Source organism: Actinomadura barringtoniae (assembly GCF_017573505.1).
GTDB lineage: Bacteria > Actinomycetota > Actinomycetes > Streptosporangiales > Streptosporangiaceae > Spirillospora > Spirillospora barringtoniae.
In genome coordinates this window covers 335,998-360,596 of the sequence record NZ_JAGEOJ010000002.1, presented here as the reverse complement: position 1 = coordinate 360,596, position 24,599 = coordinate 335,998, and the positions used below count along the sequence as shown (strand labels likewise).

Annotated in this window: 23 protein-coding genes; 18 read left to right on the top strand and 5 right to left on the bottom strand. The window is 69.7% G+C overall.

Annotated features, from left to right (window positions below; all coding sequences use genetic code 11):
- Window positions 1-71: 71 nt before the first annotated feature.
- The 13 genes from J4573_RS55935 (at window position 72) to J4573_RS05485 (ending at window position 14,354) form a co-directional block, all read left to right on the top strand.
- Window positions 72-659, top strand: coding sequence for a TerB family tellurite resistance protein (locus J4573_RS55935; RefSeq protein WP_208254138.1), 588 nt, complete (start codon window positions 72-74; stop codon window positions 657-659).
- On the top strand, window positions 656-1,414 hold the full coding sequence (gene ddaH / locus J4573_RS05540; protein ID WP_208254137.1) for a dimethylargininase: 759 nt from the start codon (window positions 656-658) through the stop codon (window positions 1,412-1,414). The genes J4573_RS55935 and ddaH overlap by 4 nt, the downstream gene beginning before the upstream one ends.
- Before the next feature lie 156 nt (window positions 1,415-1,570).
- The gene (urtA, locus tag J4573_RS05535; protein ID WP_208254449.1) at window positions 1,571-2,791 is read left to right on the top strand and encodes an urea ABC transporter substrate-binding protein; all 1,221 of its coding nucleotides are present in this window, start codon (window positions 1,571-1,573) and stop codon (window positions 2,789-2,791) included.
- Between the two features lie 18 nt (window positions 2,792-2,809).
- Window positions 2,810-3,688 (top strand): urea ABC transporter permease subunit UrtB, encoded by an 879-nt coding sequence (gene urtB / locus J4573_RS05530; RefSeq protein WP_208254136.1) that lies wholly within the window; start codon window positions 2,810-2,812, stop codon window positions 3,686-3,688.
- A complete protein-coding gene (gene urtC / locus J4573_RS05525; protein ID WP_208254135.1) occupies window positions 3,685-4,767 on the top strand; it encodes an urea ABC transporter permease subunit UrtC in 1,083 nt (360 codons plus the stop codon). The genes urtB and urtC overlap by 4 nt, the downstream gene beginning before the upstream one ends.
- Window positions 4,764-5,516 (top strand): urea ABC transporter ATP-binding protein UrtD, encoded by a 753-nt coding sequence (gene urtD, locus J4573_RS05520; RefSeq protein ID WP_208254134.1) that lies wholly within the window; start codon window positions 4,764-4,766, stop codon window positions 5,514-5,516. The genes urtC and urtD overlap by 4 nt, the downstream gene beginning before the upstream one ends.
- A 5-nt stretch (window positions 5,517-5,521) precedes the next feature.
- On the top strand, window positions 5,522-6,217 hold the full coding sequence (gene urtE, locus J4573_RS05515) for an urea ABC transporter ATP-binding subunit UrtE (protein ID WP_372442814.1): 696 nt from the start codon (window positions 5,522-5,524) through the stop codon (window positions 6,215-6,217).
- A gap of 271 nt (window positions 6,218-6,488) precedes the next feature.
- Window positions 6,489-8,195 carry a 2-isopropylmalate synthase gene (gene leuA / locus J4573_RS05510; RefSeq protein ID WP_208254132.1) on the top strand — a complete coding sequence of 569 codons (1,707 nt, stop codon included), beginning with the start codon at window positions 6,489-6,491 and terminating at the stop codon, window positions 8,193-8,195.
- A gap of 229 nt (window positions 8,196-8,424) precedes the next feature.
- Window positions 8,425-9,435, top strand: coding sequence for a LacI family DNA-binding transcriptional regulator (locus tag J4573_RS05505; RefSeq protein ID WP_208254131.1), 1,011 nt, complete (start codon window positions 8,425-8,427; stop codon window positions 9,433-9,435).
- A 100-nt stretch (window positions 9,436-9,535) separates the two neighbouring features.
- On the top strand, window positions 9,536-10,912 hold the full coding sequence (locus J4573_RS05500) for an ABC transporter substrate-binding protein (protein WP_208254130.1): 1,377 nt from the start codon (window positions 9,536-9,538) through the stop codon (window positions 10,910-10,912).
- A gap of 2 nt (window positions 10,913-10,914) precedes the next feature.
- Window positions 10,915-11,847, top strand: coding sequence for a carbohydrate ABC transporter permease (locus tag J4573_RS05495; RefSeq protein WP_243772487.1), 933 nt, complete (start codon window positions 10,915-10,917; stop codon window positions 11,845-11,847).
- Between the two features lie 2 nt (window positions 11,848-11,849).
- A complete protein-coding gene (locus tag J4573_RS05490; RefSeq protein WP_208254129.1) occupies window positions 11,850-12,752 on the top strand; it encodes a carbohydrate ABC transporter permease in 903 nt (300 codons plus the stop codon).
- Between the two features lie 45 nt (window positions 12,753-12,797).
- Window positions 12,798-14,354 (top strand): glycoside hydrolase family 13 protein, encoded by a 1,557-nt coding sequence (locus J4573_RS05485; RefSeq protein ID WP_208254128.1) that lies wholly within the window; start codon window positions 12,798-12,800, stop codon window positions 14,352-14,354.
- Between the two features lie 116 nt (window positions 14,355-14,470).
- Here the strand turns inward: J4573_RS05485 and J4573_RS05480 are convergent, their stop codons facing one another.
- Both J4573_RS05480 and J4573_RS05475 read right to left on the bottom strand, forming a co-directional pair.
- Complete coding sequence (locus J4573_RS05480; RefSeq protein WP_243772486.1) at window positions 14,471-14,728, bottom strand: protealysin inhibitor emfourin; 258 nt, start codon at window positions 14,726-14,728, stop codon at window positions 14,471-14,473.
- Between the two features lie 10 nt (window positions 14,729-14,738).
- Entirely contained in the window at window positions 14,739-15,770 is a 1,032-nt protein-coding gene (locus J4573_RS05475) for a M4 family metallopeptidase (RefSeq protein ID WP_208254127.1), read from the bottom strand.
- Window positions 15,771-15,943: 173 nt separating this feature from the next.
- Between J4573_RS05475 and recO the strand changes: the two genes are divergently transcribed.
- The 5 genes from recO (at window position 15,944) to J4573_RS05450 (ending at window position 21,626) form a co-directional block, all read left to right on the top strand.
- Window positions 15,944-16,744 (top strand): DNA repair protein RecO, encoded by an 801-nt coding sequence (gene recO / locus J4573_RS05470; RefSeq protein WP_208254126.1) that lies wholly within the window; start codon window positions 15,944-15,946, stop codon window positions 16,742-16,744.
- Window positions 16,741-17,538, top strand: coding sequence for an isoprenyl transferase (locus tag J4573_RS05465; protein WP_208254125.1), 798 nt, complete (start codon window positions 16,741-16,743; stop codon window positions 17,536-17,538). Before recO ends, J4573_RS05465 begins: the two co-directional genes overlap by 4 nt.
- Before the next feature lie 59 nt (window positions 17,539-17,597).
- Window positions 17,598-18,347, top strand: a complete 750-nt coding sequence (locus J4573_RS05460; protein ID WP_208254124.1) for a TauD/TfdA dioxygenase family protein — start codon at window positions 17,598-17,600, stop codon at window positions 18,345-18,347.
- A gap of 71 nt (window positions 18,348-18,418) precedes the next feature.
- Entirely contained in the window at window positions 18,419-18,808 is a 390-nt protein-coding gene (locus tag J4573_RS05455) for an effector-associated constant component EACC1 (protein ID WP_208254123.1), read from the top strand.
- A gap of 1 nt (window position 18,809) precedes the next feature.
- A complete protein-coding gene (locus J4573_RS05450) occupies window positions 18,810-21,626 on the top strand; it encodes a caspase family protein (protein WP_208254122.1) in 2,817 nt (938 codons plus the stop codon).
- On the opposite strand, the gene J4573_RS05445 is transcribed toward J4573_RS05450, so the two are convergent.
- Genes J4573_RS05445 through J4573_RS05435 form a run of 3 tightly spaced genes read right to left on the bottom strand, consistent with a single transcriptional unit; the run spans window position 21,611 to window position 24,452 of the window.
- Complete coding sequence (locus tag J4573_RS05445; protein ID WP_208254121.1) at window positions 21,611-22,237, bottom strand: TetR/AcrR family transcriptional regulator; 627 nt, start codon at window positions 22,235-22,237, stop codon at window positions 21,611-21,613. The genes J4573_RS05450 and J4573_RS05445 overlap by 16 nt on opposite strands.
- Window positions 22,234-23,763: an AMP-binding protein gene (locus J4573_RS05440; protein WP_208254120.1), complete on the bottom strand. Its 1,530-nt coding sequence runs from the start codon at window positions 23,761-23,763 to the stop codon at window positions 22,234-22,236. Before J4573_RS05440 ends, J4573_RS05445 begins: the two co-directional genes overlap by 4 nt.
- On the bottom strand, window positions 23,697-24,452 hold the full coding sequence (locus J4573_RS05435) for an enoyl-CoA hydratase/isomerase family protein (protein WP_208254119.1): 756 nt from the start codon (window positions 24,450-24,452) through the stop codon (window positions 23,697-23,699). The genes J4573_RS05440 and J4573_RS05435 overlap by 67 nt, the downstream gene beginning before the upstream one ends.
- Window positions 24,453-24,599: the final 147 nt, after the last annotated feature.

Sequence of the window (24,599 nt, the reverse complement as noted above, 5' to 3'; positions counted from 1 at the left end):
GAGGATCGGTACGTTGTGGGGGAGACCGGTTTGGGAGGAGAGCTCCGTTGTTGCTTATTTTTGGCTTTTCGGTGTTCTTCCGCACGGTAAGTGAGGGGACGTTCCATTGCCCCCAGTGCGGCGGGGACAGGGCCTACCGGCGCCGCGCCGGGCGCCGCTGGTTCACGCTGTTCTTCCTCCCCGCGATCCCCCTGAACAGGGTCGGCGAGGCGGTCGAGTGCCGCACCTGCCGGACCCGCTTCGGCGTCTCGGTGCTCCGCGCCCCCACCACGCAGCAGCTGGCCGCCGCCCTCCCCGCCGGGATGCGCGCCGCCGCCAGCCTCACCCTGCGGGCGGGCGACGCGGAGTCGGTCGAGGCTCGCAGGCGCGCCATCGAGGCCGTTCAGGGCTATGGCGAGCGCCGGTACGACGACGAGGCGGTCGAGGCCGACCTGAGCCTGCGCGCCGAGTTCCTCGAGGAGGAGGTGTCCCTCGCGGGCGCCCAGCTCGCCGTCGAGGCCAAGGAGTGGTTCCTGTCCCAGGCGGTCCGGGTCGGCCTGGCCGACGGGCCGCTCAGCGACACCGAGCGGCAGGCCCTCCATCACGTCGCGCACCTGCTGGGCATGTCGCGCGCGCACGCGCTCGGCGTCATCGTCACCACCGAGGGCGCGGCCCGGTGACGGCCGCGGGCACGGCCCTGGTCCGGCGCCCCGGCCCTCGGCTCTCCGACGGCATCGTCACGCACCTGGAACGCCGCCCGATCGATGCCGGGCTCGCCGCGCGCCAGCACGAGGCGTACGTGGCGGCCCTGCGCTCGGCGGGCTGGCGGATCCGCGCGGTCGCCCCGGCCGACGCCTGCCCGGACGCGGTCTTCGTCGAGGACATGGCCGTCGTCAGCGGCGGCATCGCGGTCATGGGCCGTTCCGGCGCGCCCGAACGCCGCGACGAGGCCGACGGCGCCGAGAAGGCCGTCCGCGACCTGGGCCTGCGGGTCGAGTGGATCACCGAGCCCGGCACCCTGGACGGCGGCGACGTGCTCCAGGCGGGCGACACCGTCTACGTCGGCCGCAGCGGCCGCACGAACGAGGAGGGCATCTGCCAGCTCGCCCACCTGCTCGGCGGGCGGCGGGTGGTCCCGGTGGACGTCGAGGGGTGCCTGCACCTGAAGTCGGCGATGACCGCCCTGCCCGACGGCACCCTCATCGGCGTGCCCGAATGGATCGACACCACCGCCCTGCCCGGCCTCCGGGTCGCCCCCGAGCCCGCCGGCGCCCACGTCGTCGTCCTGGGCGAGGACCACGTCCTCCTGTCGACCTCCGCGCCCCGTACCGCAGACCTCCTCGCCGCCGACGGCCTGCGGGTCACGACCGTCGACATCGGCGAGTTCGAGGCCCTGGAGGGCTGCGTCACCTGCCTGTCGGTGCTGGTCCCCTAAACGGACGATCGCACAGCGCAACGCCCATACCGGTGAGATCTTCGTAAATCGCTTGTAACACGAAGGATCTTGGGCGGAAATCTCATTCCGGAGACTTGTCACAGAAAACGAAGGCACGGGGCCCGTTCTGTGAGGAGTCCATAGTTGCGCAATTCAATGTGGCGACCGCTGGTCGCGGCGGCTCTCCTGCCCGCCGCGCTTCTGACGGCCTGCGGCGGAGATTCCAAGGACTCCTCGTCGAGTTCCGGCGGTGGCGGTAACACCATCAAGGTGGGCATCCTGCACTCGCTGAGCGGAACGATGTCCATCAGCGAGGTCACGGTGAAGAACTCCGAGATGCTCGCCATCGACGAGATCAACACCAAGGGCGGCGTTCTCGGCAAGAAGATCCAGCCGGTCGTCGAGGACGGCGCCTCCGACTGGCCGACGTTCGCGCAGAAGGCCCAGAAGCTCATCAAGAAGGACAAGGTCGCGACCGTCTTCGGCGGCTGGACCTCGGCCAGCCGCAAGGCGATGCTGCCGGTCTTCGAACGCAACAAGGCGCTGCTGTGGTACCCGGTGCAGTACGAGGGACTGGAGTCATCCCCGTACATCTTCTACACCGGCGCCACCACCAACCAGCAGATCGTGCCCGGCCTCGACTATCTCAAGGAAAAGGGCAAGAAGAAGATCTATCTGGTCGGCAGCGACTACGTCTTCCCGCGCACCGCGAACAAAATCATCAAGGCCTATGCGAAGGCCAATGGAATGGAGATCCTGGGCGAGGAGTACACGCCGCTCGGGCACACCGAATACAGCACTCTGGTCAACAAGATCTCTCAGGCCAAGCCGGACGCGGTGTTCAACACGCTCAACGGAGACAGCAATGTCGCGTTCTTCAAGCAATTGAAGAGCGCCGGTCTCGGCGACCCGGCCAAGATGCCGGTGATGTCGGTGAGCATCGCCGAGGAGGAGGTCAAGGGCATCGGCGTCGCCAACATCTCCGGCCAGCCGGTGGCCTGGAACTACTACGAGACCACCAAGGGCAAGGTCAACGAGGACTTCGTGAAGGCCTTCACGGCCAAGCACAAGGGCGCGGTGACCTCCGACCCGATGGAGGCGGGCTACAACGCCGTCCACCTGTGGGCCGCGGCCGTCACCAAGGCCGGCTCCATCGACGTCGCCAAGGTCAAGGCCGCCGCGGCGGGCCTGTCCCTGGACCTGCCCGAGGGCAAGGTCACCATCGACGGCTCCAACCAGCACGTCTACAAGACCGCGCGGATCGGCGTGATTCAGCCGGACGGGCTCATCAAGGAGGTCTGGAGCTCGGGCGAGCCGATCAAGCCCGACCCCTATCTCAAGGGCTACCCCTGGGCGTCCGGCCTCGCCTCGTCCTGAGCGTCCCGAGGAGCGAGCATGGAATCCTTGATCAACCAGCTGCCGATCGGGCTCAGCATCGGCGCGGTGCTGCTGCTGGTCGCGCTCGGCCTGACGTTCACGTTCGGCCAGATGGGCGTGATCAACATGGCCCACGGCGAGTTCATCATGGCGGGCTCCTACACCGCCTACATGCTGCAGGACTGGGCGGGCTCGCAGGCGGTGATCGTCGCCCTGCCGGTCGCGTTCGCGGTGGCGGGCGTGATGGGCTGGCTGCTGGAACGCCTGGCCGTGCGGCACTTCTACGGCCGTCCGCTGGACACGCTGCTGCTCACCTGGGGCGTCAGCCTGGTGCTCCAGCAGGCCGCGCGCGACCTGTTCGGCGCGCCGAACGTCCAGGTCGTCTCGCCGGGCTGGCTGACCGGCCGGGTCGAGCTGCTCGGCGGCAATCTGCCGTACGCGCGGCTGTTCATCATGGGCCTGGCGCTCGCCTGCGTGGTCGGCGTCTGGGCGTACATGAACCGCTCGGCGCAGGGCCGCCGGATGCGCGCGGTGATGCAGAACCGCGAGCTGGCCGCGTGCAGCGGCGTCGCGACCGCCCGCACCGACCAGCTGACCTTCTTCATCGGCTCGGGCCTGGCCGGGGTGGCCGGGGTCGCGCTGACCCTGATCGGCCCGGTCGGCCCGTCGATCGGCACCTACTACATCGTGGACGCGTTCCTGGTGGTCGTCGCGGGCGGCCTCGGCCAGCTGCGCGGCGCGGTGATCGCGGCGGTCGCGCTCGGGATGCTGAACTCCTACGCCGAGTTCTGGACCGACGCGAGCCTGGCCAAGGTGATCGTCTTCGCGGTCGTCATCGCGTTCCTGCAGTTCCGTCCGCAGGGCCTGTTCGTTCTTCGTTCTCGGGCGCTGACATGAGCGCGCGGCTACGCGGATACGCGCTCTTCGCCTCGGTCGCCGTCCTGGTGCTGGTGGTGGCGCCGGTCGCGCTGCCCGCCTTCCGGCTGGACGAGCTGGCCAAGTACCTGTGCTTCGCCATCGCCGCCCTCGGCATCGGCCTGGCCTGGGGTCAGGGCGGCATGCTGACCCTCGGCCAGGGCGTGTTCTTCGGCCTCGGCGGCTACGCCATGGCGATGTACCTGAAGCTGCACGACGCGGGCGGCGACCTGCCCGACTTCATGACCTGGAGTGGCGTGGAGAAGCTGCCGCTCATCTGGAAGCCGTTCTCCAACGTGGGCTTCGCGCTCGCCGCGGTGATCGTCGTCCCGGTGCTGGTCGCGGTCGCGCTCGGCGTGCTGGTGTTCCGGCAGCGGGTGCGCGGCGCCTACTTCGCGATCCTGACGCAGGCGCTCGCGGCGGCGTTCGTCATCCTGCTGGTCGGCCGGCAGGGCCTCACCGGCGGCACGAACGGCATGACCAACTTCTACGACTTCTTCGGCAAGGACCCCGAGGCAGAGAGCACCCAGCGGATCACCTACTTCGTGACCGCCGTCGTGCTCGGGATCCTCTACCTGGGTGCCCGGCAGCTGGTGAAGAGCCGGTTCGGGCGGCTGCTGGTGGCGGTGCGCGACGGTGAGGACCGGGTGCGCTTCCTCGGCTACAACCCCGCCACGGTCAAGACGATCACGTTCGCGGTCTCGGCGGGGATGGCGGGCATCGCCGGGGCGCTGTTCGTGCCGGTGGTCGGGATCATCTCGCCGTCGCTGCTCGGTGTCGTGCCGTCGCTGGAGCTGGTCGTGGCGGTCGCGGTCGGCGGCCGGTACGCCCTCGCCGGAGCGATCCTCGGCGCCGTGCTCATGAACTACGCCAAGACCTCGTTCAGCGAGCAGTGGGCGGGCGGCTGGCTCTACCTGGAGGGCGCGCTGTTCATCCTGGTGATGACGCTGGCCCCGAAGGGCGCGGTCGGGGTGTACGAGCAGATCCGCGACGCGATCGCCCGCCGCCGCGAGGCGCCCCCGCGGGTCGCGGCCACGGTCAAGGAGGAGGTGGCCGCGTGAGTGAGGGAACGCTGCTGGAGATCCGCGGGCTGGAGGTCGTCTTCGACGGCTTCCGCGCGATCAACGGCGTGGACCTGACGGTGGGGGAGGGGGAGCTGCGCTTCCTCATCGGCCCGAACGGCGCGGGCAAGACCACGCTCATCGACGTCATCACCGGGCTGACCAGGCCTGCCGCCGGGACGGTCCGGTTCGGCGGCACGGAGCTGACCGGGCGCAAGGAGCACAGGATCGTGCGGCTCGGCATCGGCCGCACGTTCCAGACCTCGGTCGTCTTCGAGGAGCTGACCGTTCTGGAGAACCTCGACCTGGCGGTGAGCTTCCGCCGCCCGCTCGTCAGCCTGTTCCGCCAGCGGCGCGGGGTGTCCGACACCGTCGCGTCCGTGCTGGACACGATCGGGCTCGGCGAACTGGCGGACAGGCCCGCCGGGGTGCTGTCGCACGGGCAGCGGCAGTGGCTGGAGATCGGCATGCTCATCGCGCAGCAGCCCAGGCTGCTGCTGCTGGACGAGCCGGTCGCGGGCATGAGCCAGGACGAGCGGGAGCGCACCGGCGAGCTGCTCACCGAGATCGCCAAGGACCACACGGTGGTCGTGGTGGAGCATGACATGGAGTTCCTGCGCCGGTACGCCTCGCAGGTGACGGTGCTGCACGAGGGCACCGTGCTGGTCGAGGGCGACGTCGCCACCGTCCAGAAGGATCCCCGCGTTCAGGAGGTCTACCTGGGCCGCAGCCGCGAGGAGGCCGCATGAGCCCGATGCTCGAAGTCACCGGATTGCAGGCCGCCTACGGGCGCGCCCGCGTGCTGTTCGGGGTGGACGTCACGGTCGAGGCCGGGACGCTCATGTGCGTCATGGGCCGCAACGGCGTCGGCAAGACCACCCTCCTCAACTCGATCATGGGCGTGCTGGCGCCCACCGCGGGGAAGATCGTCTTCGACGGCGAGGACGTGACCAGGCTGCCCACCTACGAGCGGGTGCGGCGCGGGATGGGCTACGTGCCGCAGGGGCACGAGACGTTCCCGCAGCTCACCGTGGCCGAGAACCTGCGGGTCACGCTGGAGGCGTCGCGGCACAAGGACAGGGCCGCGATCGACGAGGCGCTGGAGGTCTTCCCGCGCCTGACCGAGATGCTCGGCCGCAAGGCGGGCTTCCTGTCGGGCGGCCAGCAACAGCAGCTCGCGATCGCCCGCGCACTGGTCACCCGCCCGCGCATGCTGATCCTGGACGAGCCGACCGAGGGCATCCAGCCCTCGATCGTCGCCGAGATCGAGGCGGCCATCGAGCGGCTCAACAAGGAGAAGGGGCTGGCGGTCCTGCTGGTCGAGCAGTACCTGGAGCTGGTCCTCCGGCTGGCCGACGGATTCGTGATCATCGAGGGCGGCGCGGTCCGGCGCGCCGGCACCGCCGAGGACCTCCGCGACGCCGACGTCAAGCGGCTTCTGGCCGTCTGATCAGGCCCTTTGATCAGCGTGAACGCCCCCGCCCGGGAATGGGCGGGGGCGTTCGCGTCGTTCATCATGCGGACGGAGCGTGCGCGGAGGCGTCTCAAATGGCGGACTTTGTTTCCGTAACTTGGATGGCAACTGATAACTTGGCCAGCGTGTTGCGTGAGCTGCTCCTCCTTAGCGGCCGCAGCGGGGGCCTGTAACCGGGTCGGCTCCCTCGCTGCGGGACTTTGACGTGGACGTCGGCCGCAGATCCGAGCAGAGGGAACCCACAGGGATGTATCCGCAACAGCAGTCCTCCGGCATGCCGTTCGAGCGCTACCGGCCGTTCGCGCCGATCAAGCTCACGGACCGGACGTGGCCCGACCAGGTGATCACTGAGGCGCCTCGCTGGTGCGCGGTGGACCTCCGCGACGGCAACCAGGCCCTGATCGACCCGATGGACTCCCACCGCAAGCTCCAGATGTTCGAGCTGCTGGTACGGATGGGCTACAAGGAGATCGAGGTCGGGTTCCCGGCGGCCAGCCAGACCGACTTCGACTTCGTCCGGCAGATCATCGAAGAGGACCGGATCCCCGACGACGTGGTGATCCAGGTGCTGACCCAGGCCAGGCCCGAGCTGATCGAGCGGACCTTCGAGTCGGTGCGCGGCGCCAAGCAGGCGATCGTGCACCTGTACAACTCCACCTCCACGCTGCAGCGCCGGGTGGTGTTCGGCCAGGACAAGGACGGCATCACCGCGATCGCGGTCGAGGGCGCCAAGCTGGTCAAGAAGCTCGCCGACGACATGGGCGACACGCAGATCTACTTCCAGTACTCGCCCGAGTCGTTCACCGGCACCGAGCTGGAGTACGCGGTCGAGGTCTGCAACGCGGTCAACGACGTGTGGCAGCCGACCCCCGACCGCAAGGTGATCGTCAACCTGCCGGCCACGGTCGAGATGGCGACGCCGAACGTCTACGCCGACCAGATCGAGTGGATGCACCGCAACCTGGCCTACCGCGACTCGGTCGTGCTGTCGCTGCACCCGCACAACGACCGCGGCACCGCCGTCGCCGCCGCCGAGCTCGGCTTCATGGCGGGCGCCGACCGCATCGAGGGCTGCCTGTTCGGCAACGGCGAGCGCACCGGCAACGTATGCCTGGTCACCCTCGGCCTGAACCTGTTCACCCAGGGCGTCGACCCGCAGATCGACTTCTCCGACATCGACGAGATCCGCCGCACCGTCGAGTATTGCAACCAGCTGCCGGTGCACGAGCGCCACCCCTACGGCGGCGACCTGGTCTACACCGCGTTCTCCGGCTCGCACCAGGACGCGATCAACAAGGGCTTCGACCACCTGCGCAAGGACGCCGAAGAGGCGGGCGTCGAGGTGGACGCCTACCAGTGGGAGGTCCCGTACCTGCCCATCGACCCCAAGGACGTCGGCCGCAGCTACGAGGCCGTGATCCGGGTCAACAGCCAGTCGGGCAAGGGCGGCGTCGCCTACATCATGAAGACCGAGCACTCGCTGGAGCTGCCGCGGCGCCTCCAGATCGAGTTCTCCCGCGTCGTGCAGAGCCACACCGACGACGAGGGCGGCGAGGTCACCGGCGAGCGCATGTGGCAGATCTTCGAGGCCGAGTTCCTGGCGAACGGCCCGCGCGCCGGTCTGCTGGCGCACCGCGCGGTGTCCCGCGTGGACGAGAAGGACCGCCTGTCCTGCGACGTCCGCGTGGACGGCGAGATCCGCGAGATCGAGGGCGTCGGCAACGGCCCGGTGTCGGCCTTCGAGGACGCGCTCGCCTCGGTCGGCGTGAACGTCCGCGTCCTGGACTACGCCGAGCACGCCCTCAGCGCCGGCGGCGACGCCCGCGCCGCCGCCTACGTCGAGTGCGACGTGGACGGCACCACGGTCTGGGGCGTCGGCATCGACCACAACATCGTCACCGCCTCGCTCAAGGCCATGCTCTCCGCCGTCAACCGCGTCTCCCGTACCGCCTGACGCGCCCGACGCAGAGCTCCCCGAACATCCGCCGCGCGCGGCCATAAGCCCGCGCGTCCGGACCCAAGCCCGATCACAACGGTGTGATCCGCCGTGTGTGGTCGCTGAACGCCCCCGATCGTGATGACCTCGTGATCGGGGGCGTTCTGTGTTGCCTCCCGGGTTCTCGTCGAGTTTTTTCGCAAAGTCACGCAAGCAGCTTGCGTCGATCTGTCGTAAGGTTTCCGGCATGACACGTCGTCTCGCCGAGGTCGCGAAAAAGGTCGGGGTCAGTGAGGCCACCGTCAGCCGGGTGCTGAACGGGAAGCCGGGGGTCTCCGACTCCACCAGGGCGGCGGTGCTGACCGCGCTGGACGTGCTGGGGTACGAGCGGCCGACGCAGCTGCGCGGCGAGCGGGCCCGGCTGGTCGGGCTCGTGGTGCCCGAGCTGGGCAACCCGATCTTTCCGGCGCTGGCCGAGGTGATCGGGGGAGCGCTGGCGCAGCGCGGGTTCACGCCGGTGCTGTGCGCGCTCACGCCGGGCGGCCTGTCGGAGGCCGACTACGTGGAGATGCTGCTCCAGCAGCAGGCCTCGGGGGTCGTCTTCGAGGGCGGGCTGTACGCCGAGGCCGACGCCTCGCACGAGCACTACCGCAGGCTGATCGAGGTGCGGCTGCCGGTCGTGCTGGTGAACGCGGCGGCCGACAAGCTGGACTTTCCGCAGGTCTCAGCCGACGACGCGGTCGCGGCCGAGCAGTCGTTCGCGCACCTGCACTCGCTCGGGCACGAGCGGATCGGGCTGGTGCTCGGCCCCGAGGACCACGTGCCGAGCGCCCGCAAGCTCGCCGCCGCGCGCGCCGCGGCGGGCCAGGCCGGGATCGAGATCCCCGACGCCTGGGTGAAGCGCAGCATGTTCTCGCTGGAGGGCGGCCAGGCCGTGACCGGGGCGTTGATCAGCGCGGGCGTCACCGGGATCATCTGCGCGAGCGACCCGCTGGCGCTCGGCGTGATCCGCGCGGTCCGCCGGCTCGGGCTCTCGGTGCCCGAGGACGTCTCGGTGGTCGGCTACGACGACTCGGCGTTCATGAACTGCGTGAACCCGCCGCTCACCACCGTGCGGCAGCCGATCGAGGCGATCGGGCGGGCCGCGGTGACGCTGCTGACCGGGCAGGTCGAGGGCGGCACGGTCGCCGCCGAGGAGCTGCTCTACGAGCCGGAGCTGGTGGTCAGGGCGTCGACGGGACCGGCCCCGCGAGGCTGAATGTCAGCTTTTTGCGTAAGTTAATTCATCTATTGCTCCGTGATGTAGGTCTCTGTATGTTTCTCGCACCTGGCTGACGTCCAGAAGGGAAACCACCCCGATGACCTTCACGAGATCCCGGATTCTCGCGCCCCTGCTCGTCGCTTCCCTCGGAGCGACCCTCGCCGCCTGCGGCGGGGACGACTCCGACAGCAAGACCAAGAAGGACCAGCCGCTCGCCGCCGACGCCAAGGTGACGATCTCGGTCGGCTGCATGCCCGCCAAGAGCCAGACCGCCCAGCGCAAGGAATGGCTCGAGGACGTCGCCGCGTTCCAGAAGCTGCATCCGAACATCACGATCGACGGCAAGGACGCCTTCCCCTGCCAGGACCCGAACACCTTCCAGGCCAAGCTCGCCGGTAACCAGCTCGAGGACGTCTTCTACGTCTACTTCACCGACTCGCGCAGCATCATCAACAACCGGCAGGCCGCCGACATCACGCCGTACATCGGCCTCTCGAAGCAGTACCCGAGCGTGGACCCGGCGGTCGAGAAGGTCTTCAAGGACGGCGACAAGGTCTACGGCCTGCCGCGCCAGAACTACTCGATGGGCCTGTTCTACAACCGCGCGCTCTTCAGGAAGGCCGGCCTGAACCCCGACACCCCGCCCAAGAGCTGGGCCGAGGTGCGCGACGCCGCCAAGAAGATCAGCGCCCTCGGCGACGGGATCACCGGGTACGCCGAGCTGAGCGCCAAGAACCAGGGCGGCTGGCACTTCACCACCTCGGTCTACAGCCAGGGCGGCGACATGGTGTCGGCCGACGGCAAGAAGGCGGCCTTCAACACCCCGCAGGGCAAGGCCGTACTGCAGAACCTCAAGGACATGCGCTGGACCGACAACTCGATGGGCACCAAGCAGCTGCTCATCGACGCCGACATCCAGCGGATGATGGCCGCGGGCAAGCTCGGCATGTACCTCGGCGCGCCCGACAACGCGACCGCGCTCGTCGACCAGTTCAAGGCCAAGTACGACGACTTCGGCATGGCCCCGATCCCCGGCTCGACCGGCACGCTCATGGGCGGCGACGGCTACATGTTCAACGCCAAGGCCTCCCCGGAGAAGATCAAGGCTGGGCTGCTGTGGCTGGACTACTACTGCCTCACCCCGGGCCAGGGTCAGCTCAACTACGCGCGCGCCAAGACCGACGGCCGCCCGGTCGGCCTTCCGCAGCCGAAGCTCTTCGCCGCGAACGCGGTCGGCCAGCAGGACCGCCAGCTCCGCGCCGCCTCCGCGAACCTGCCCGTCGGCAACTTCAAGCCGTACGAGGACGCCTACAACACCGTCCCCGGCAAGCTCGAGCCCGGCCACGCCCAGCAGCTCTACGCGATCCTCGACAGCGTCGTCTCCGCCGTGCTGACCAGGCAGGACGCCAACATCGACCAGCTGCTCGGCGACGCACAGAAGAAGGCCGACGCCGTTCTGGCCAGGGCCAGTTGAGCATGACGACCGCCCCGATCGCGGCACGACTCCGCCGGGCGACGACGGCACGCATGTCGCCGCGTCGCCGGCGGGGGGTGCAGCGCAATCTGACCGCCTACGGGTTCCTGTGCGGCGCCCTGATCTGCTTCGCGATCTTCTCCTGGTACCCGATCGTCCGGGAGGTGCTGCTCAGTTTCCAGAAGACCAACTTCGTCGGTGCGCCGACGTGGGTCGGCCTCGACAACTTCACGACGGTCATCGCCGACCCGGTCTTCAACGACGCCTGGCTGAACACCGCCGCGTTCACCCTGCTGGCGCTGGTCGTCGGGTACGCGGTGCCGTTCGTCATCGCGATCGTGCTGAACGAGTTGCGCCACGCCCGCGCCTACCTGCGCTTCGTGGTCTACCTGCCGGTGATGCTGCCGCCCGCGGCCGCGGTGCTGCTCTTCAAGTGGTTCTACGACCCGGGGCCGGGCCTGTTCAACCAGATCCTGCACGCGGCGCAGCTGCCGGGGCTGAGCTGGCTGGACTCGACCGACACCGCGCTGATCTCGCTGGTGCTGGTCTCCACCTGGATGAACCTGGGCAGCGGCACGCTGATCTACCTGGCCGCGCTGCAGACCATTCCCGGGGAGCTGTACGAGGCGGCGGAGCTGGACGGGGCCGGGCTCTTCCGCCGGATCCGGCACATCACGATCCCGCAGACGCGGCTGATCCTGCTGGTGATGCTGCTTCTGCAGATCATCGCGACCATGCAGGTGTTCATCGAGCCGTACCTGCTGACCGGCGGCGGCCCGGAGGACTCGACCGTCACGGTCGCCTACCTGATGTACCAGTACGCCTTCAACTTCAACAACTTCGGCGGGGGCGGCGCGCTCGGGCTGATGCTCATGCTCGTGCTGATGGTGTTCTCGGCCATCTATCTGCGCGTTTCGCGAGAGGAGGCGCGGTAGTCATGGCTTCCAAGGCCGCCTTTCAGAGCGCGGGCACGCGCACGCTGATCTCCAGCCGCGCCCTCAACACCGGACGCGGGAAGACCGTCTACTGGCTGCTGTGGGCCGTGGTGATGGTGACGTTCACGTTCGTGTTCGTCTTCCCGCTGTACTGGATGGTCACCGGCGCGATGAAGTCGCCGAACGAACTGGCCCAGGTGCCGCCGGACGTGTTCCCCAAGCACGCGAGCTTCGCCGGCTACAAGGAGGCCTGGCACCAGCTCGACCTCGGCCTCTACCTGCGCAACACCTTCATCTACGCGCTCGGGGCGTGGCTGTTCACGCTCGGGATCGACGTCACGGCGGCGTACGCGCTGTCCAAGCTGCGCCCGCTGCTGGGCAAGGCGATCCTGGCGATGATGCTGGCCACGCTGATGATCCCGCCGATGGTCATCCTGCTGCCGGCCTACCTGACCGTGAAGGACCTGCCGCTGCTGCACGTGAACCTGCTGAACACCCCGTGGGCGATCTGGCTGCCGGCCGCCGCCAACGCGTTCAACATCTTCCTGCTGAAGCGGTTCTTCGACTCGATCCCGACCGAGCTGATCGACGCCGCCGAGGTCGACGGCGCCTCGCCGCTGCGGATCCTCTGGTCGATCGTGCTGCCGGTGTCGCGGCCGATCCTCGGGGTGGTGTCGATCTTCTCGGTGGTGAACGTCTGGCGCGACTTCGTCTGGCCGCTGCTGGTGCTGCCCGACTCGCAGAAGCGCACGGTCAGCGTGGCGATCTCCTCGCTCGCGGTGCAGGTGCCGCAGAACGTGCTGATCGGCTCGCTGGTCATCGCCAGCCTGCCCACCATCGTCGTCTTCTTCATCTTCCAGAGGCACATCATGGCCGGCCTCACCGCCGGCGGACTCAAGGGCTGACTCCCGGCCCCGTCCCTGCAGAACACGTAAGGAGCTGTGTTGAGCATGCCCGAATCTTGGTGGCGCGGAGCCGTGATCTACCAGGTCTACCCGCGCAGCTTCGCCGACGGCGACGGCGACGGCGTCGGCGACATCGCCGGGCTGCGCGCGCGCCTGCCCTATCTCGCCGGGCTCGGCGTGGACGCGTTGTGGCTCAACCCCTGGTATCCCTCGCCGATGGCCGACGGCGGCTACGACGTGGCCGACTACCGGGGCATCGAGCCGGTGTTCGGCACGCTGGCCGAGGCGGAGGCCTTCATCGGGGAGGCGCACGACGCCGGGCTGCGCGTCATCCTGGACGTGGTGCCGAACCACGGCTCGGACCGGCAGGCCTGGTTCCGCGAGGCGCTGGAGGCCGGTCCAGGCTCGCCCGCCAGGGAACGGTTCTGGTTCCGGCAGGGCCTGGCCGACGGCCCGCCGAACGACTGGCAGTCGATCTTCGGCGGCCCGGCCTGGACGCGGGTGCCCGACGGCGAGTGGTACCTGCACCTGTTCGCCCCCGAGCAGCCCGACTTCAACTGGAACAGCCCCGAGGTGGTCCGCGAGTTCCACGACGTGCTGCGGTTCTGGTACGAGCGGGGCGTGGACGGCATCCGCATCGACTCGGCGGCGCTGCTGGTCAAGGACCCCGACGCCGAGCCGGACGGCCTGCACCCCTACGAGGACCGCGACGGCGTCCACGAGGTCTACCGCGGCTGGCGCAAGGTCACCGACGCCTACCCCGACCGGATGCTGGTCGGCGAGGTGTGGCTGCCCGACCAGGAGCGCCTGGCCCGCTACCTGCGGCCGGACGAGATGCACACCGCGTTCAACTTCGACTTCCTCAACTGCCCGTGGGAGCCCGCCGCGCTCCGCAAGGTGATCGACACGACGCTGTCCACGCACGTGCCGCTCGGCGCCCCGCCGACCTGGGTGCTGTCCAACCACGACGTGGTGCGGCCGGTGACCCGTTACGGGCGTGGCGACACCTCGTTCGACCTCCAGGACCGGCGCCTCGGCGAGCCGTCGGACCGGGCGCTCGGCACCAGGCGGGCCCGCGCGGCCGCGCTGCTGGCGATGGCGCTGCCCGGCTCGGTCTACATCTACCAGGGCGAGGAGCTCGGCCTGCCCGAGGTCGAGGACATCCCCGGCGAGCTACTCCAAGATCCGATTTGGGAACGTTCCGGCCGCACCGACCCCGGCCGCGACGGCTGCCGCGTCCCGATGCCCTGGTCGGGCGCCGAACCCCCGTTCGGCTTCGGAAAGGGCGAGGGCCAGCCGTGGCTCCCGCAACCGGCGGACTGGCGCGACCTCACCGTAGAGGCCCAGCAGGACGACCCGTCCTCGATGCTCAGCCTCTACCGGGAGGCCCTGCGCATCCGCCGCCGCGAGCTCGGCGACGGGAACCTGACCTGGCTGCCCGGCGAGGAGAACGTGCTCGCGTTCACCCGCGACTCCGGCCTCACCTGCGTCGTCAACCTCGGCGAGGCCCCCACCCCCCTTCCGCGCGGCAACATCCTGCTCTCCAGCGCCCCGACACCCGACGGCACCCTGCCGCCCGACACCGCCGCGTGGCTCCTCTAATACGCCGATCTTGCTCTCAGCGCCCTTCAACAGCCGAAATGAGGGCGCTGAGAGCAAGATCGGCGTGGCTGGCGGTCCGTACGGCTGGCGGTCCGTACGGCTGGCGGTCTGTACGGCTAGCGGTCTGTACGACCTAGGACGTGGTGGACCAGCTCGCGCAGGGGGCCGTTGAGCTGGGCCTCACCGACCGTCGCGGTGTCGCCGTCGATGTCGATGTCGTACAGGAACTGGTCGGGGATCCGGCCGGGCGGCGGCACCGTGCCCAGGTCCACCCGGGCGACCAGGCGCCGCAGCATCGGGTCCGAGCCGGTGTCGGACTCGCCCCGCTGCTGGATCCCCGCGAATCCGCCGCTGCGGACCACTGTCACCTTCACGTCGTCTGCCTCACGTCGAGACGCCTACCCCCGTCCAGGCGTCGCGTACCGCTGCGGTCTCGCTGCCGTCCGCGCCGTAGAGCTCGGTCGCGGTGGCGACCGTCGCCGCGGCGAACGCCGTGAAGTCCGCGTCGGACTTGAGCTTGCCACCGGTGAGCGTCACGTACCAGATCCGGCCCGCCTTCTCCCACGCGTGGCCGCCGATCGCCGCGGAGGCCAGGTAGAAGGCGTGGTTCGGGATGCCCGAGTTGATGTGGACGCCGCCGTTGTCCTGGTAGGTGTCGACGTAGTGGTCCATGTCGGCGGGCTGCGGGTCCTTGCCCAGCTGGGGGTCGTCGTAGGCGGTGCCGGGCTCCTTCATGGACCGCAGCGCGACGCCGTGGACGCCCTCGGCGAGCAGGCCCTGGCCGATCAGCCAGTCGGCCTGGTCGGCGGTCTGGCCGAGGTGCCACTGCTTGATCAGCGAGCCGAACACGTCGGAGACCGACTCGTTCAGCGCGCCGGACTGCCCGAAGTACTCCAGGCCCGCGGTGTACTGGGTGACGCCGTGGGTGAGCTCGTGCCCGGTGACGTCGAGAGGATAGGTGAAGTCGGTGAACAGCTGGCCGTCGCCGTCCCCATAGACCATCTGCTCGCCGTTCCAGAAGGCGTTGTCGTAGTTCTTGCCGTAGTGCACGGTCGAGATCAGCGGCAGGCCGGCGCCGTCGATCGAGTTGCGCTTGTTGGCGGCCTCGTAGAAGTCGAAGGTCACCCCGAGCCACTCGTAGGCCCGGTCCACCGTCTGGTCGCCGCTGGCGTCGCCGCCCTCGGATCGGACCTTCTTGCCGGGCAGGTCCTCACGATGCTCGGCGTCGTTGATGGTGCGGTTCGGGGTGAAGTCCTCGGAGGGAGCGGGAGCCGCGCCGAGAGCGGTCGAACGGCGCTCGACCCGTTGCGCGGCGCTGAGGACGAGGGTGCGGCGGGCCATGGCGCGCAGGTCGGGGTCCGTCGCCTCGCGGGCCACGCGCTCCAGGATGTGCGGGGGCACGATGGTGCATCTCATACGGCCACGCTGCCACCCGAATGTGACTCAGGCCACAGCTTTGGCCGCTCCTTTGCGACCAATTCCGGTCACTGACGGTGATGGCGCGGAACCTTGCGGAGAACCTGTGGGGATGTCGTGAAGGTCGGGTCCCGGCGAGCCGCGCACCGCGCCACGTGGGCGAGAATGATGATGTGTCCCTCTACCGAGACGAAGGCATCGTCCTGCGAACGCAGAAGCTGGGCGAGGCCGACCGCATCGTGACGGTGCTGACCCGCCGCACCGGCAAGCTGCGCGCGGCCGCCAAGGGGGTCCGCAAGACCAAGTCCCGCTTCGGCGCGCGGCTGGAGCCGTTCACGCACGTGGACCTGCAGCTGTACGAGCGGCGCTCGCTGGACCTGATCACGCAGGCCGAGACGCTCCGGCCCTACGGCGAGCCGCTGGTCGCCGACTATCCCCGCTACACCGCCGGGATGGCGATGCTGGAGACCACCGACAAGCTCACCGAGGAGCGCGAGCCGTCGCTGCGCCAGTTCCTGCTGCTGGTCGGCGCGCTGCGGACCCTGGTGGAACGTGACCACGACTCCCGGCTGGTGCTGGACGCGTTCCTGCTGCGCTCCCTGTCGGTGGCGGGCTGGGCGCCCGCGATCGACGAGTGCTGCCGCTGCGGCGAGCGCGGGCAGCTGCGCGGGTTCGCGATCGCGGCGGGCGGCGCGGTCTGTGCGCGGTGCCGCCAGCCGGGCGCCGCGACCCCGGCGCCGCCGACGTTCGCGCTGATGCTGGCGCTGCTGCGCGGGGACTGGGAGTACGCCGACGGGACCGAGCAGCGCCACCGGGTGGAGTGCAGCGGCCTGGTCGCCGCCTACCTGCAGTGGCATCTGGAGCACGGCATCCGCTCGCTGCGCCATGTGGAGCGCGGCGCGGAGGAACGTGGCAGAAGCGACGACGACAGCGACGACACCAGTGACGACAACAGCGACAGGGAGACAGTGTGAGAAGGGCCGTTCAGCCGCCGTACCCGCACAAGGACGGCGCCACGCCGCCCAAGATTCCGGGTGAGCTGGTCCCCGAGCACGTCGCCATCGTGATGGACGGCAACGGGCGCTGGGCCAAGCAGCGCGGGCTGCCGCGGATCGAGGGCCACAAGATGGGGGAGGAGTCCCTCTTCGACGTGATCATGGGCGCGATCGAGCTGGGCATCCCCAACCTGTCGGCGTACGCGTTCTCCACCGAGAACTGGAAGCGCTCTCCCGATGAGGTCCGCTTCCTGATGGGCTTCAACCGGGACGTGATCCGGCGCCGCCGCGACCAGCTGCACTCGATGGGGGTGCGGGTCCGGTGGGCGGGCCGGCGGCCCAAGCTCTGGCGCAGCGTCATCAAGGAGCTGGAGACGGCAGAGGAGATGACCAAGGACAACGACGTGCTGACGCTCCAGTTCTGCGTCAACTACGGCGGCCGCGCCGAGATCACCGACGCCGCCGCCGCGATCGCCAGGGACGTGCGGGACGGGAAGCTCAACCCCGACAAGATCACCGAGAAGGTGTTCGCCCGCTACCTCGACGAACCGGGGATTCCGGACGTCGACCTGTTCCTGCGTTCGTCGGGGGAGCAGCGCTTCTCCAACTACCTGCTCTGGCAGTCGGCCTACGCCGAGTTCGTCTTCCTCGACACGCTGTGGCCCGACTTCGACCGGCGCCATCTGTGGCACGCGTGCGAGATCTTCGCCTCCCGCGACCGGCGCTACGGCGGCGCCGTGCCCAACTCCGTGGAGCCGGGTGCCTCGTCTTAACCAATCATTTCCTACTTGAATAGTTGACTTATAGGGTCGCGCTGCCTACGTTCGTAGGCATGTCGCAGCAGACCCTGGAACCCGTGCGCCTGGACATCGCCCCGGTGAGCGGCCGGATCGGCGCCGTCGTCTCCGGCGTGGACCTCGGCCTCGACCTGCCCGAACGGGCCCTGGGGGAGATCCGGCACGCGCTGCTCCGGCACAAGGTGATCTTCTTCCGCGACCAGTTCGGACTGGACGCGGCCGGCCAGGCCGCGTTCGCCCGCCGTCTCGGCGACCTGATCGACCCGGACGTGGTCATCCCGTCGCTGGAGGCCTGGCACGCCGACGCCACGTTCCTGGAACGGCCGCCGCTCGCCACGGTGCAGCGCGCACTCCAGGTCCCCGAGTTCGGCGGCGACACCGTCTGGGCCAACACCGTCACCGCCTACGAGGACCTCCCGGTCGAGCTGCGCGACCTGGCCGACCGGCTGTGGGCCGTCCACAGCGCCGCCGCCGGATCGCTGGAGACCAAGCACCCGGTCGTCCACGTCCACCCCGAGACCGGCGAACGCGCGATCCTGCTCGGCGGCTTCGCCCGTTCGATCGCCGGGCTCAGCGAGCAGGCCGACGCCGGGGCGCTCATCAAGCTCTTCCAGGAGTACGTCACCCGGCTGGAGAACACCGTCCGCTGGCGCTGGGCGCCCGGCGACGTGGCGATCTGGGACAACCGCGCCACCCAGCACCGCATCGTCAACGACTTCGGCGACCGCCCCCGCCGCCTCCACAACGTCACCGTCGCCGGAGCCCGGCCCGTCCCCGTCGCATAGTCAGGGACCGAGCGTGGCCAACTGGTACTTTTCCGCTGCTTCCGCGGTGATCTGACTGGCATCATTCGCCTATGGAGATCGAGTCCGTGGGCGAGGTGACCGCGACCGTGCGGTTGAGCGACCCCGACGTCAGTTCCGAACGGCTCGAAGAGCTGACCACGGTCGTCCGCGACGAGCTGCTGGCCTCCGCCGCCTCGTCCGTCGCCCTCGCCGCCTCCGAAGCCCCGCCCGGCGCGCGTGCCCCGGACGGGAGCATCGCCGGCGAGCTGGTCGTGACGGTCGGCGCGGTCGCCGTCATGCTCCGCAGCGTCATCGGCGTCCTGAAGGCCTGGCGCGAACGGCGGCCCGCGCGGACCGTCGAGATCGAGATCGACGGCCGGAAGCTGAAGCTCACCGACGCGACGAAGGCACAACAGGAACGGCTGGTGGAGGACTTCCTCGCCGCCGTCCCGCGGGACTGACATGGCCGGTCGCCGACGGGCACTGCTGGTCGCCGTCGACGCCTACGAGGACGAACGGCTGCCCGCGCTGAAGGCCCCCGTGAAGGACGCCCACGCGCTGGCCGAGGTGCTGGCCGACGAGTCCCTGGGCGGGTTCGAGGTCGAGATCCTGGCGGACGCGACCTCCCATGCCATCACCGAGAAGGTCGAAGAGGTCCTCGCCGACAGCCGTTCCGACGATGTCGTCCTGCTCCACTTCGGGTGCCACGGGCTGAAGGACGACGGCGGCGGCCTTTACCTCGCGGCGCACAACACCGTCCCGAAGCGCCTGCTGTCGACCGGCGTCGACAGCGCGGCCATCACCCGCATGATGCGCATGAGCGACGCCGGAAGCGTCATCCTGCTGCTCGACTGCTGCTTCGGCGGCGCGTTCGCACGCGGCATGCTGGCGAGGGCCGCGCCCAGCGACCTCGACCTCGCGACGCGCGTCGACGGAACGTTGTCGGGCGGGCGTGGCCTGGCCGTGCTGACCGCCTCCAGCGCGATGGAGTGGACGTTCGAGAAGGACGGCGCGGCCCACCGCGGCGAGCCGAGCTCATCGTTCTTCACGCGTGCATTGGTCGAGGGCATCGCATCGGGGGAGGCCGACCGCGACGAGGACGGCCGGATCTCGCTCCAGGAGCTGTACGACTACGTCCGGGACCGCGTCCGGATCGAGTCGCCCACCCAGACGCCGCGCAAGTGGGAGTTCGACGTCCAGGGCGACCTCTACATCGCCCGCAGCCCGCGCCGCCGCGTCGCGCCGGGCGAGCTGCCGGGCGAGGTGACCAAGCTGCTCGACAGCAGGGACGCCCGCGTACGCGAGATCGGCATCAAGGACCTCGGGCAGCTCGCCGCCGGTGAGGATCTGTCGCTCGCGCTGACGGCACGCCGGATGCTGGAGGAACTGGCCGACGACGACAGCCGCCGCGCCTCGCAGGCCGCCACCAAGGAACTCGACGACACCCGGATCCAGCTGCCGTCCACGAGCGTGGACCTGGGTCTGCTGAGGCCGGGCGCCGCCGTCACACCGGCCGTGGTGGAGCTCGGCGGGCCGCCGCTGGCCCGGCTGTCGACCGTACGGGCCGACGAGGGCATCCGGGCCTGGATCGACGGCGACCGCCTGGTGGTCACCGCCGTTCCGTCCGAGCCCGGGGCGGTGGAGGGCACGGTCGCGCTGACCGGTCCCGCCGGGGACGTGAGCGTCGCCGTGAAGAGCTGGGTGCTGCCCGACCCGCTGCCGCTCCTGGACGACGCCCTGGCCCTGGCCGAGCGGATCGTCGGGAACCCGCTGGGAGAGCTCGCGGTGCGGCTGGGCGTGGGCTGGCTCGCGACACAGGCCGGCGACCAGGAACGGGCCGCCGCGGCGTTCGAACGCGCGCCGGATCTGCTGCGCGTCATCGGGTCCGGCCACTACCGGGCCATGGCGGCCGCCGGATACACCCTGCTGCGCAAGCTGATGGGGGACGGCGCCGGTGCGCCCGACCTGCCGGACTGGATCCGCGAGCCCCCGGAGCCATCGCGCGGCTCACCGGAGCTGTGGGACCTCGTCACCGCCCTGGTCGTCGATTGGGTCGCGCTGCTGCTCGGCGAACGCGACACCGTGCACGACATCACGGTCAACGCGTCCAAGCTGGTGGTGCTCGTCTCGGACGACCCCTGGACGCGGGCCACCTGCCTCAGCGGGGTGGCCTGGATCGCGGCCTCGGCCGGTCACGACGAGCAGGCGCGGACGCTGCTCCACGAGGCCGAGAGCGTGGAGCTCGAAGAGAACGAGCGGGAGGCCGTTCGGCTTCTGATCGCCTGGGTGTGGATCCGGCTGTCCGATCTCGACCAGGCTCTTCGGCTGATCGCCTTGGCCGAGGAGTCCATCGCGGTGGAAGCGCGGTCCGGAGACGGATATTTCCATGCGGTCATGGGCTGGTTGGCGGTCTGCGCGGGCGATTCGTCCAGGGCTCGCGAGCTTTTCGACAAGGCCCTGGCCAACAGCGAAGGCGCCGACGCCGAGACCGGCTTCAAGGACCGCGCCAAGCTGCGGCTGATCACGGCAGGTCTGGCGGCGCACGTGGGGCACGGGGGCCAGGCGCTCACGGGCGCGGAGGTGGCCGAGGAGGAGGTTCCCTCAGACACCGCTCCGTATGTCGGGCCCATGGTGTCCGTAGGGGCGGCTCTGGTGGCGCACATGGCGGGTTATCTCGACACGTACGGCCAGTGGCTGGAAAAGGCGAGCGATGCGGTCGACTCCGTCTCCGACCGTGAAGATCGCTCGGTGGTCCGGTTCGCCCTCGAATGGGTGAGGGGGCTTGAGCGGCCGGGGTCGATGTCCGCCCTGGTCGAGGCTGCCGCCGAACTGATCGGCGCGGTGACGAGGGACGAGCCGGGGACGATCGCCCTTCTCGCCCTCGCCTGGATCGGCGCCCAGTGGGGAGCCGGCGAGCAGGCACGGGAGATCCTTGACGAGCTCGAAGACGACCTGGCCGGCGACGACTTCATGGAGGTGTGCGTTCTCGTCGCCTTTGGCTGGGTCGCTGCTCAGGCCGGTGAGCGCGAGCGGGCGCTCGCGCTGATCAACGAGGTGGTCGAGGCCGTCCGCAGCGATGATGACGAACCGTTCCTGCGTGCGACGGCCCTCGCCGGCCTCGCCTCCATCAACCTCATAGGTCACCACGACCGGTCCACGATGGTGCGTGACCTCGTCGGCGTGCTCGTGCCGGACGGGCCGCGTACGGATCGGACCGAGACGATCCTGCGGGTCTGGACGGACCTGTGCGGGATGCTGCTGCCTCAGCCGAGGAAGTGAGCGGGCTCGGGGATCTGTAGGTCGCTGCGGCGACTGCGCGCGCCCATGAGGGCGAGCGCTCTGTCGGCGTAGAGGTGGCTCAGGTCGTCCAGGGCCAGTTCGCCGGTGGGCCGGTACCAGTGGGAGACGCTGGTGCACATCTCCAGTAGTGCCCGCGTGACGATCCTCGGGTGCTCGACGTCGAACGAGCCGTCCTGGACGCCTTCGGCCACGGTCTCCTGCCAGAACTCCTCGTAGGCGTCGCGCAGGACGATGATCTGGTCGCGGCGTTCGCCGCTGAGGGCGCGGACCTCGGTGTCGCTGACGATGTTGGCCTGCGGGTCGACGCCGTGCGCCCACACGTGCTGTTCGACGATCATCGACAGCTGCTCGGCGGGCCCGGCGAGGGTCGCGCGGACCTTCTCGGCCGCCCGCAGCAGCGGCTCGATGGTCGTGAACATGATGTCGACGAGGAGATCGTCCTTGCTGCCGCAGTGGTGGTAGAGCGAGGACAGCGTCGTCTCGGCCCTGGTGGCGATGTCGCGGATGCCGGTCCCGTTGAACCCGCGCTCGGCGAAGAGCTCCACCGCCGCCGTCCGCAGGCGTACCGGGGTGGGCGGGCGTTCGGTCATGGCCGGTCTCCTCGGTCGTGGGTAGCCGCGGTGACGCCGCGTTCGGCGAGGCGGTGCTTCTCGACCTTCTCGGTGGGCGTCCTGGGCAGCGCCGCGGCGAACTCGACGTAGCGCGGGACCATGTGCCGCGGCAGATGGTCCTCGCAGAATTCGATCAGATCCGCGGCGCTGAGGACATGACCCGGCCGTAGAACGGCGGCGACCATCACGTCCTCCTCGGTCAGCTCGCTGGGAACGCCGAAGGCGGCCACCTCGAGGATCGCCGGATGCCGCTCCAGGAACTCCTCGATCTCGAACGCGGAGATGTTCTCACCCCGGCGCCTGATCACGTCCTTGTTCCGGCCGACGAAGTAGAAGTAGCCGTCGTCGTCGCGGTAGGCCAGGTCGCCGGTGTGGAACCACAGCCCGGCGAAGGCGCGGAGCGTCTCCTCGGGTATGCCGAGGTATTCGGTCATCATCACGTGGGGCTCGCGGGAGCGTATGCAGAGCTCGCCCACGGTCCCGGCGGGAACCTCGAAGCCCTCCTCGTTCAGGATGCGCACCTCGAACGGCTCGACGGCCTTGCCGCATGAGCCGGTCCGGCGGGGTTTCCCTGGCGTGTTGAAGAGCACGGCTCCGGCATCGGTCAGGCCGTACAGCTCGACCAGCTCAATGCCGAAGCGCCGCTCGAAGTCGTCGGCCCACCCCGGCAGGGGCACACCCCAGCCCAGCCGTGCCGGATTGTCGGCGTCGCCTACGGCGGGCGGCTGCTTGTAGAGCATCGACAGGGTCGCGCCCATGAAGTCGAAGACCGTCGCCTCGTGCTCGCGGATCTGGTCCCAGAACGCGCTCACCGAGAAGCGGCGTGCCAGCGCGGCCGTCGTGCCCAGGATGAACGCCGGCGCGACGGTGAAGATGGCGGCATCGACGTGGAACAGCGGGAACGGGCAGAACAACACGTCGTCGGTTCGCAGCCCGACCTGCTCGGCGAAGATCTGCGCCTGCCGGACGATGTAGCGCTGCGGCAGCACGCACGCCTTGGAACGGCCCGTGCTGCCCGAGGTGAACAGCAGCATCGCGGGATCGCCGCCGGACACCTCCGCACGCGGGGCCGTGGGGGAGTGGGCGACCAGCTCGGCCCAGGTCTTCTCACCGGGCACGAACACCGCCGCCCGGTCACCCACCGAAGCCACGAACTCCCGGTCCACGATGAAGACCTCGGCCTGCGTGAGCTCGATCGCCCGCGCGAGGGCCTCGCCGCTGAACGCGGTGTTCAGCGCGGCGGCGACGGCTCCGAGCCGGCACAGCGCGAGCCACGCCACCACGAACTCGGTGCGGTTGGGCAGCAGGAGAACGACACGGTCACCGCGTTCGACACCGGCAGCCGCCAGCCCGCCGGCGACCCGGACGGCCTGGTCGTGCAGCCGGGCGTAGGTGAGGGCCTGATCGTCCACCCGCAGGGCGACGCGGTCGGGACGGGTCAGCGCGTGCGATTCGACGTGATCGGCCAGCGTTCGGAATCGCTGCTCCGAAAGGCGGTGACGCATGCGTTCGCTTCCTGTTCGAGCGCTTCACGGAGGGCCGGGGCGGAGGGGCTGCGGAGGAGGTCACGGGTGAGCCGGACGGCTGCGGGCGAGTGGGAGGCGATGAGCTCGGCGAGCTCCATGGCGTGCGGTTCGAGGGCGTTCGGGGCGACGACCGCGCTCACGAGGCCCGCGGACAACGCCCAGTCCGCGTCGTGGCGCCTGCCGCCGATCAGCATCTCACTCGCCCGTCCCATGCCGATCAGCGCGGGCAGCAGGACGGACGCGCCGTTGGTGGCGGTGAGGCCGAGGCTCACCTCCGGGCAGGCGAAGAACGCCGCGCTGGACGCGACGCGCACGTCGCAGGCCAGGGTGATCTCCAGGCCGCCGCCGATCGCCGGTCCGTTGATCGCGGCGATCACCGGCACGGGGGAGCGGAGCATGACCTCGGTGATGCGCTGCCAGGACTCGACCGTTCCGGCGAAGGCGTTCTCGTCCAACCCGGCCGCCTCGCGCAGGTCGTCGCCCGCGCAGAACGCCGGGCCCGCGCCCGTCAGCACGACGGCGCGGACGTCCGGGGCTCCGAACGCCTCGTCGAGCCGCTCGTACAGCAGCTTCAAGGCCTCGCCCGACAGGGCGTTGCGCACCTGCGGCCGGTTGAGCGTCACCACAGCCACCCTCCCGCGCACGGAAAGGAGCACCTCAGCAGACATGAGGCGATTGTATCGATCGATCCATACAACACAAGGGGTCACCGTGGTGCAGAGCACACCATTTCCGGCCCCCGAACATGTCACGTTCGGGCCCCTCAACCTCGTCTCCTTAGTGATCGGCAACGTTCGACACCAAGGGGGTCGTTC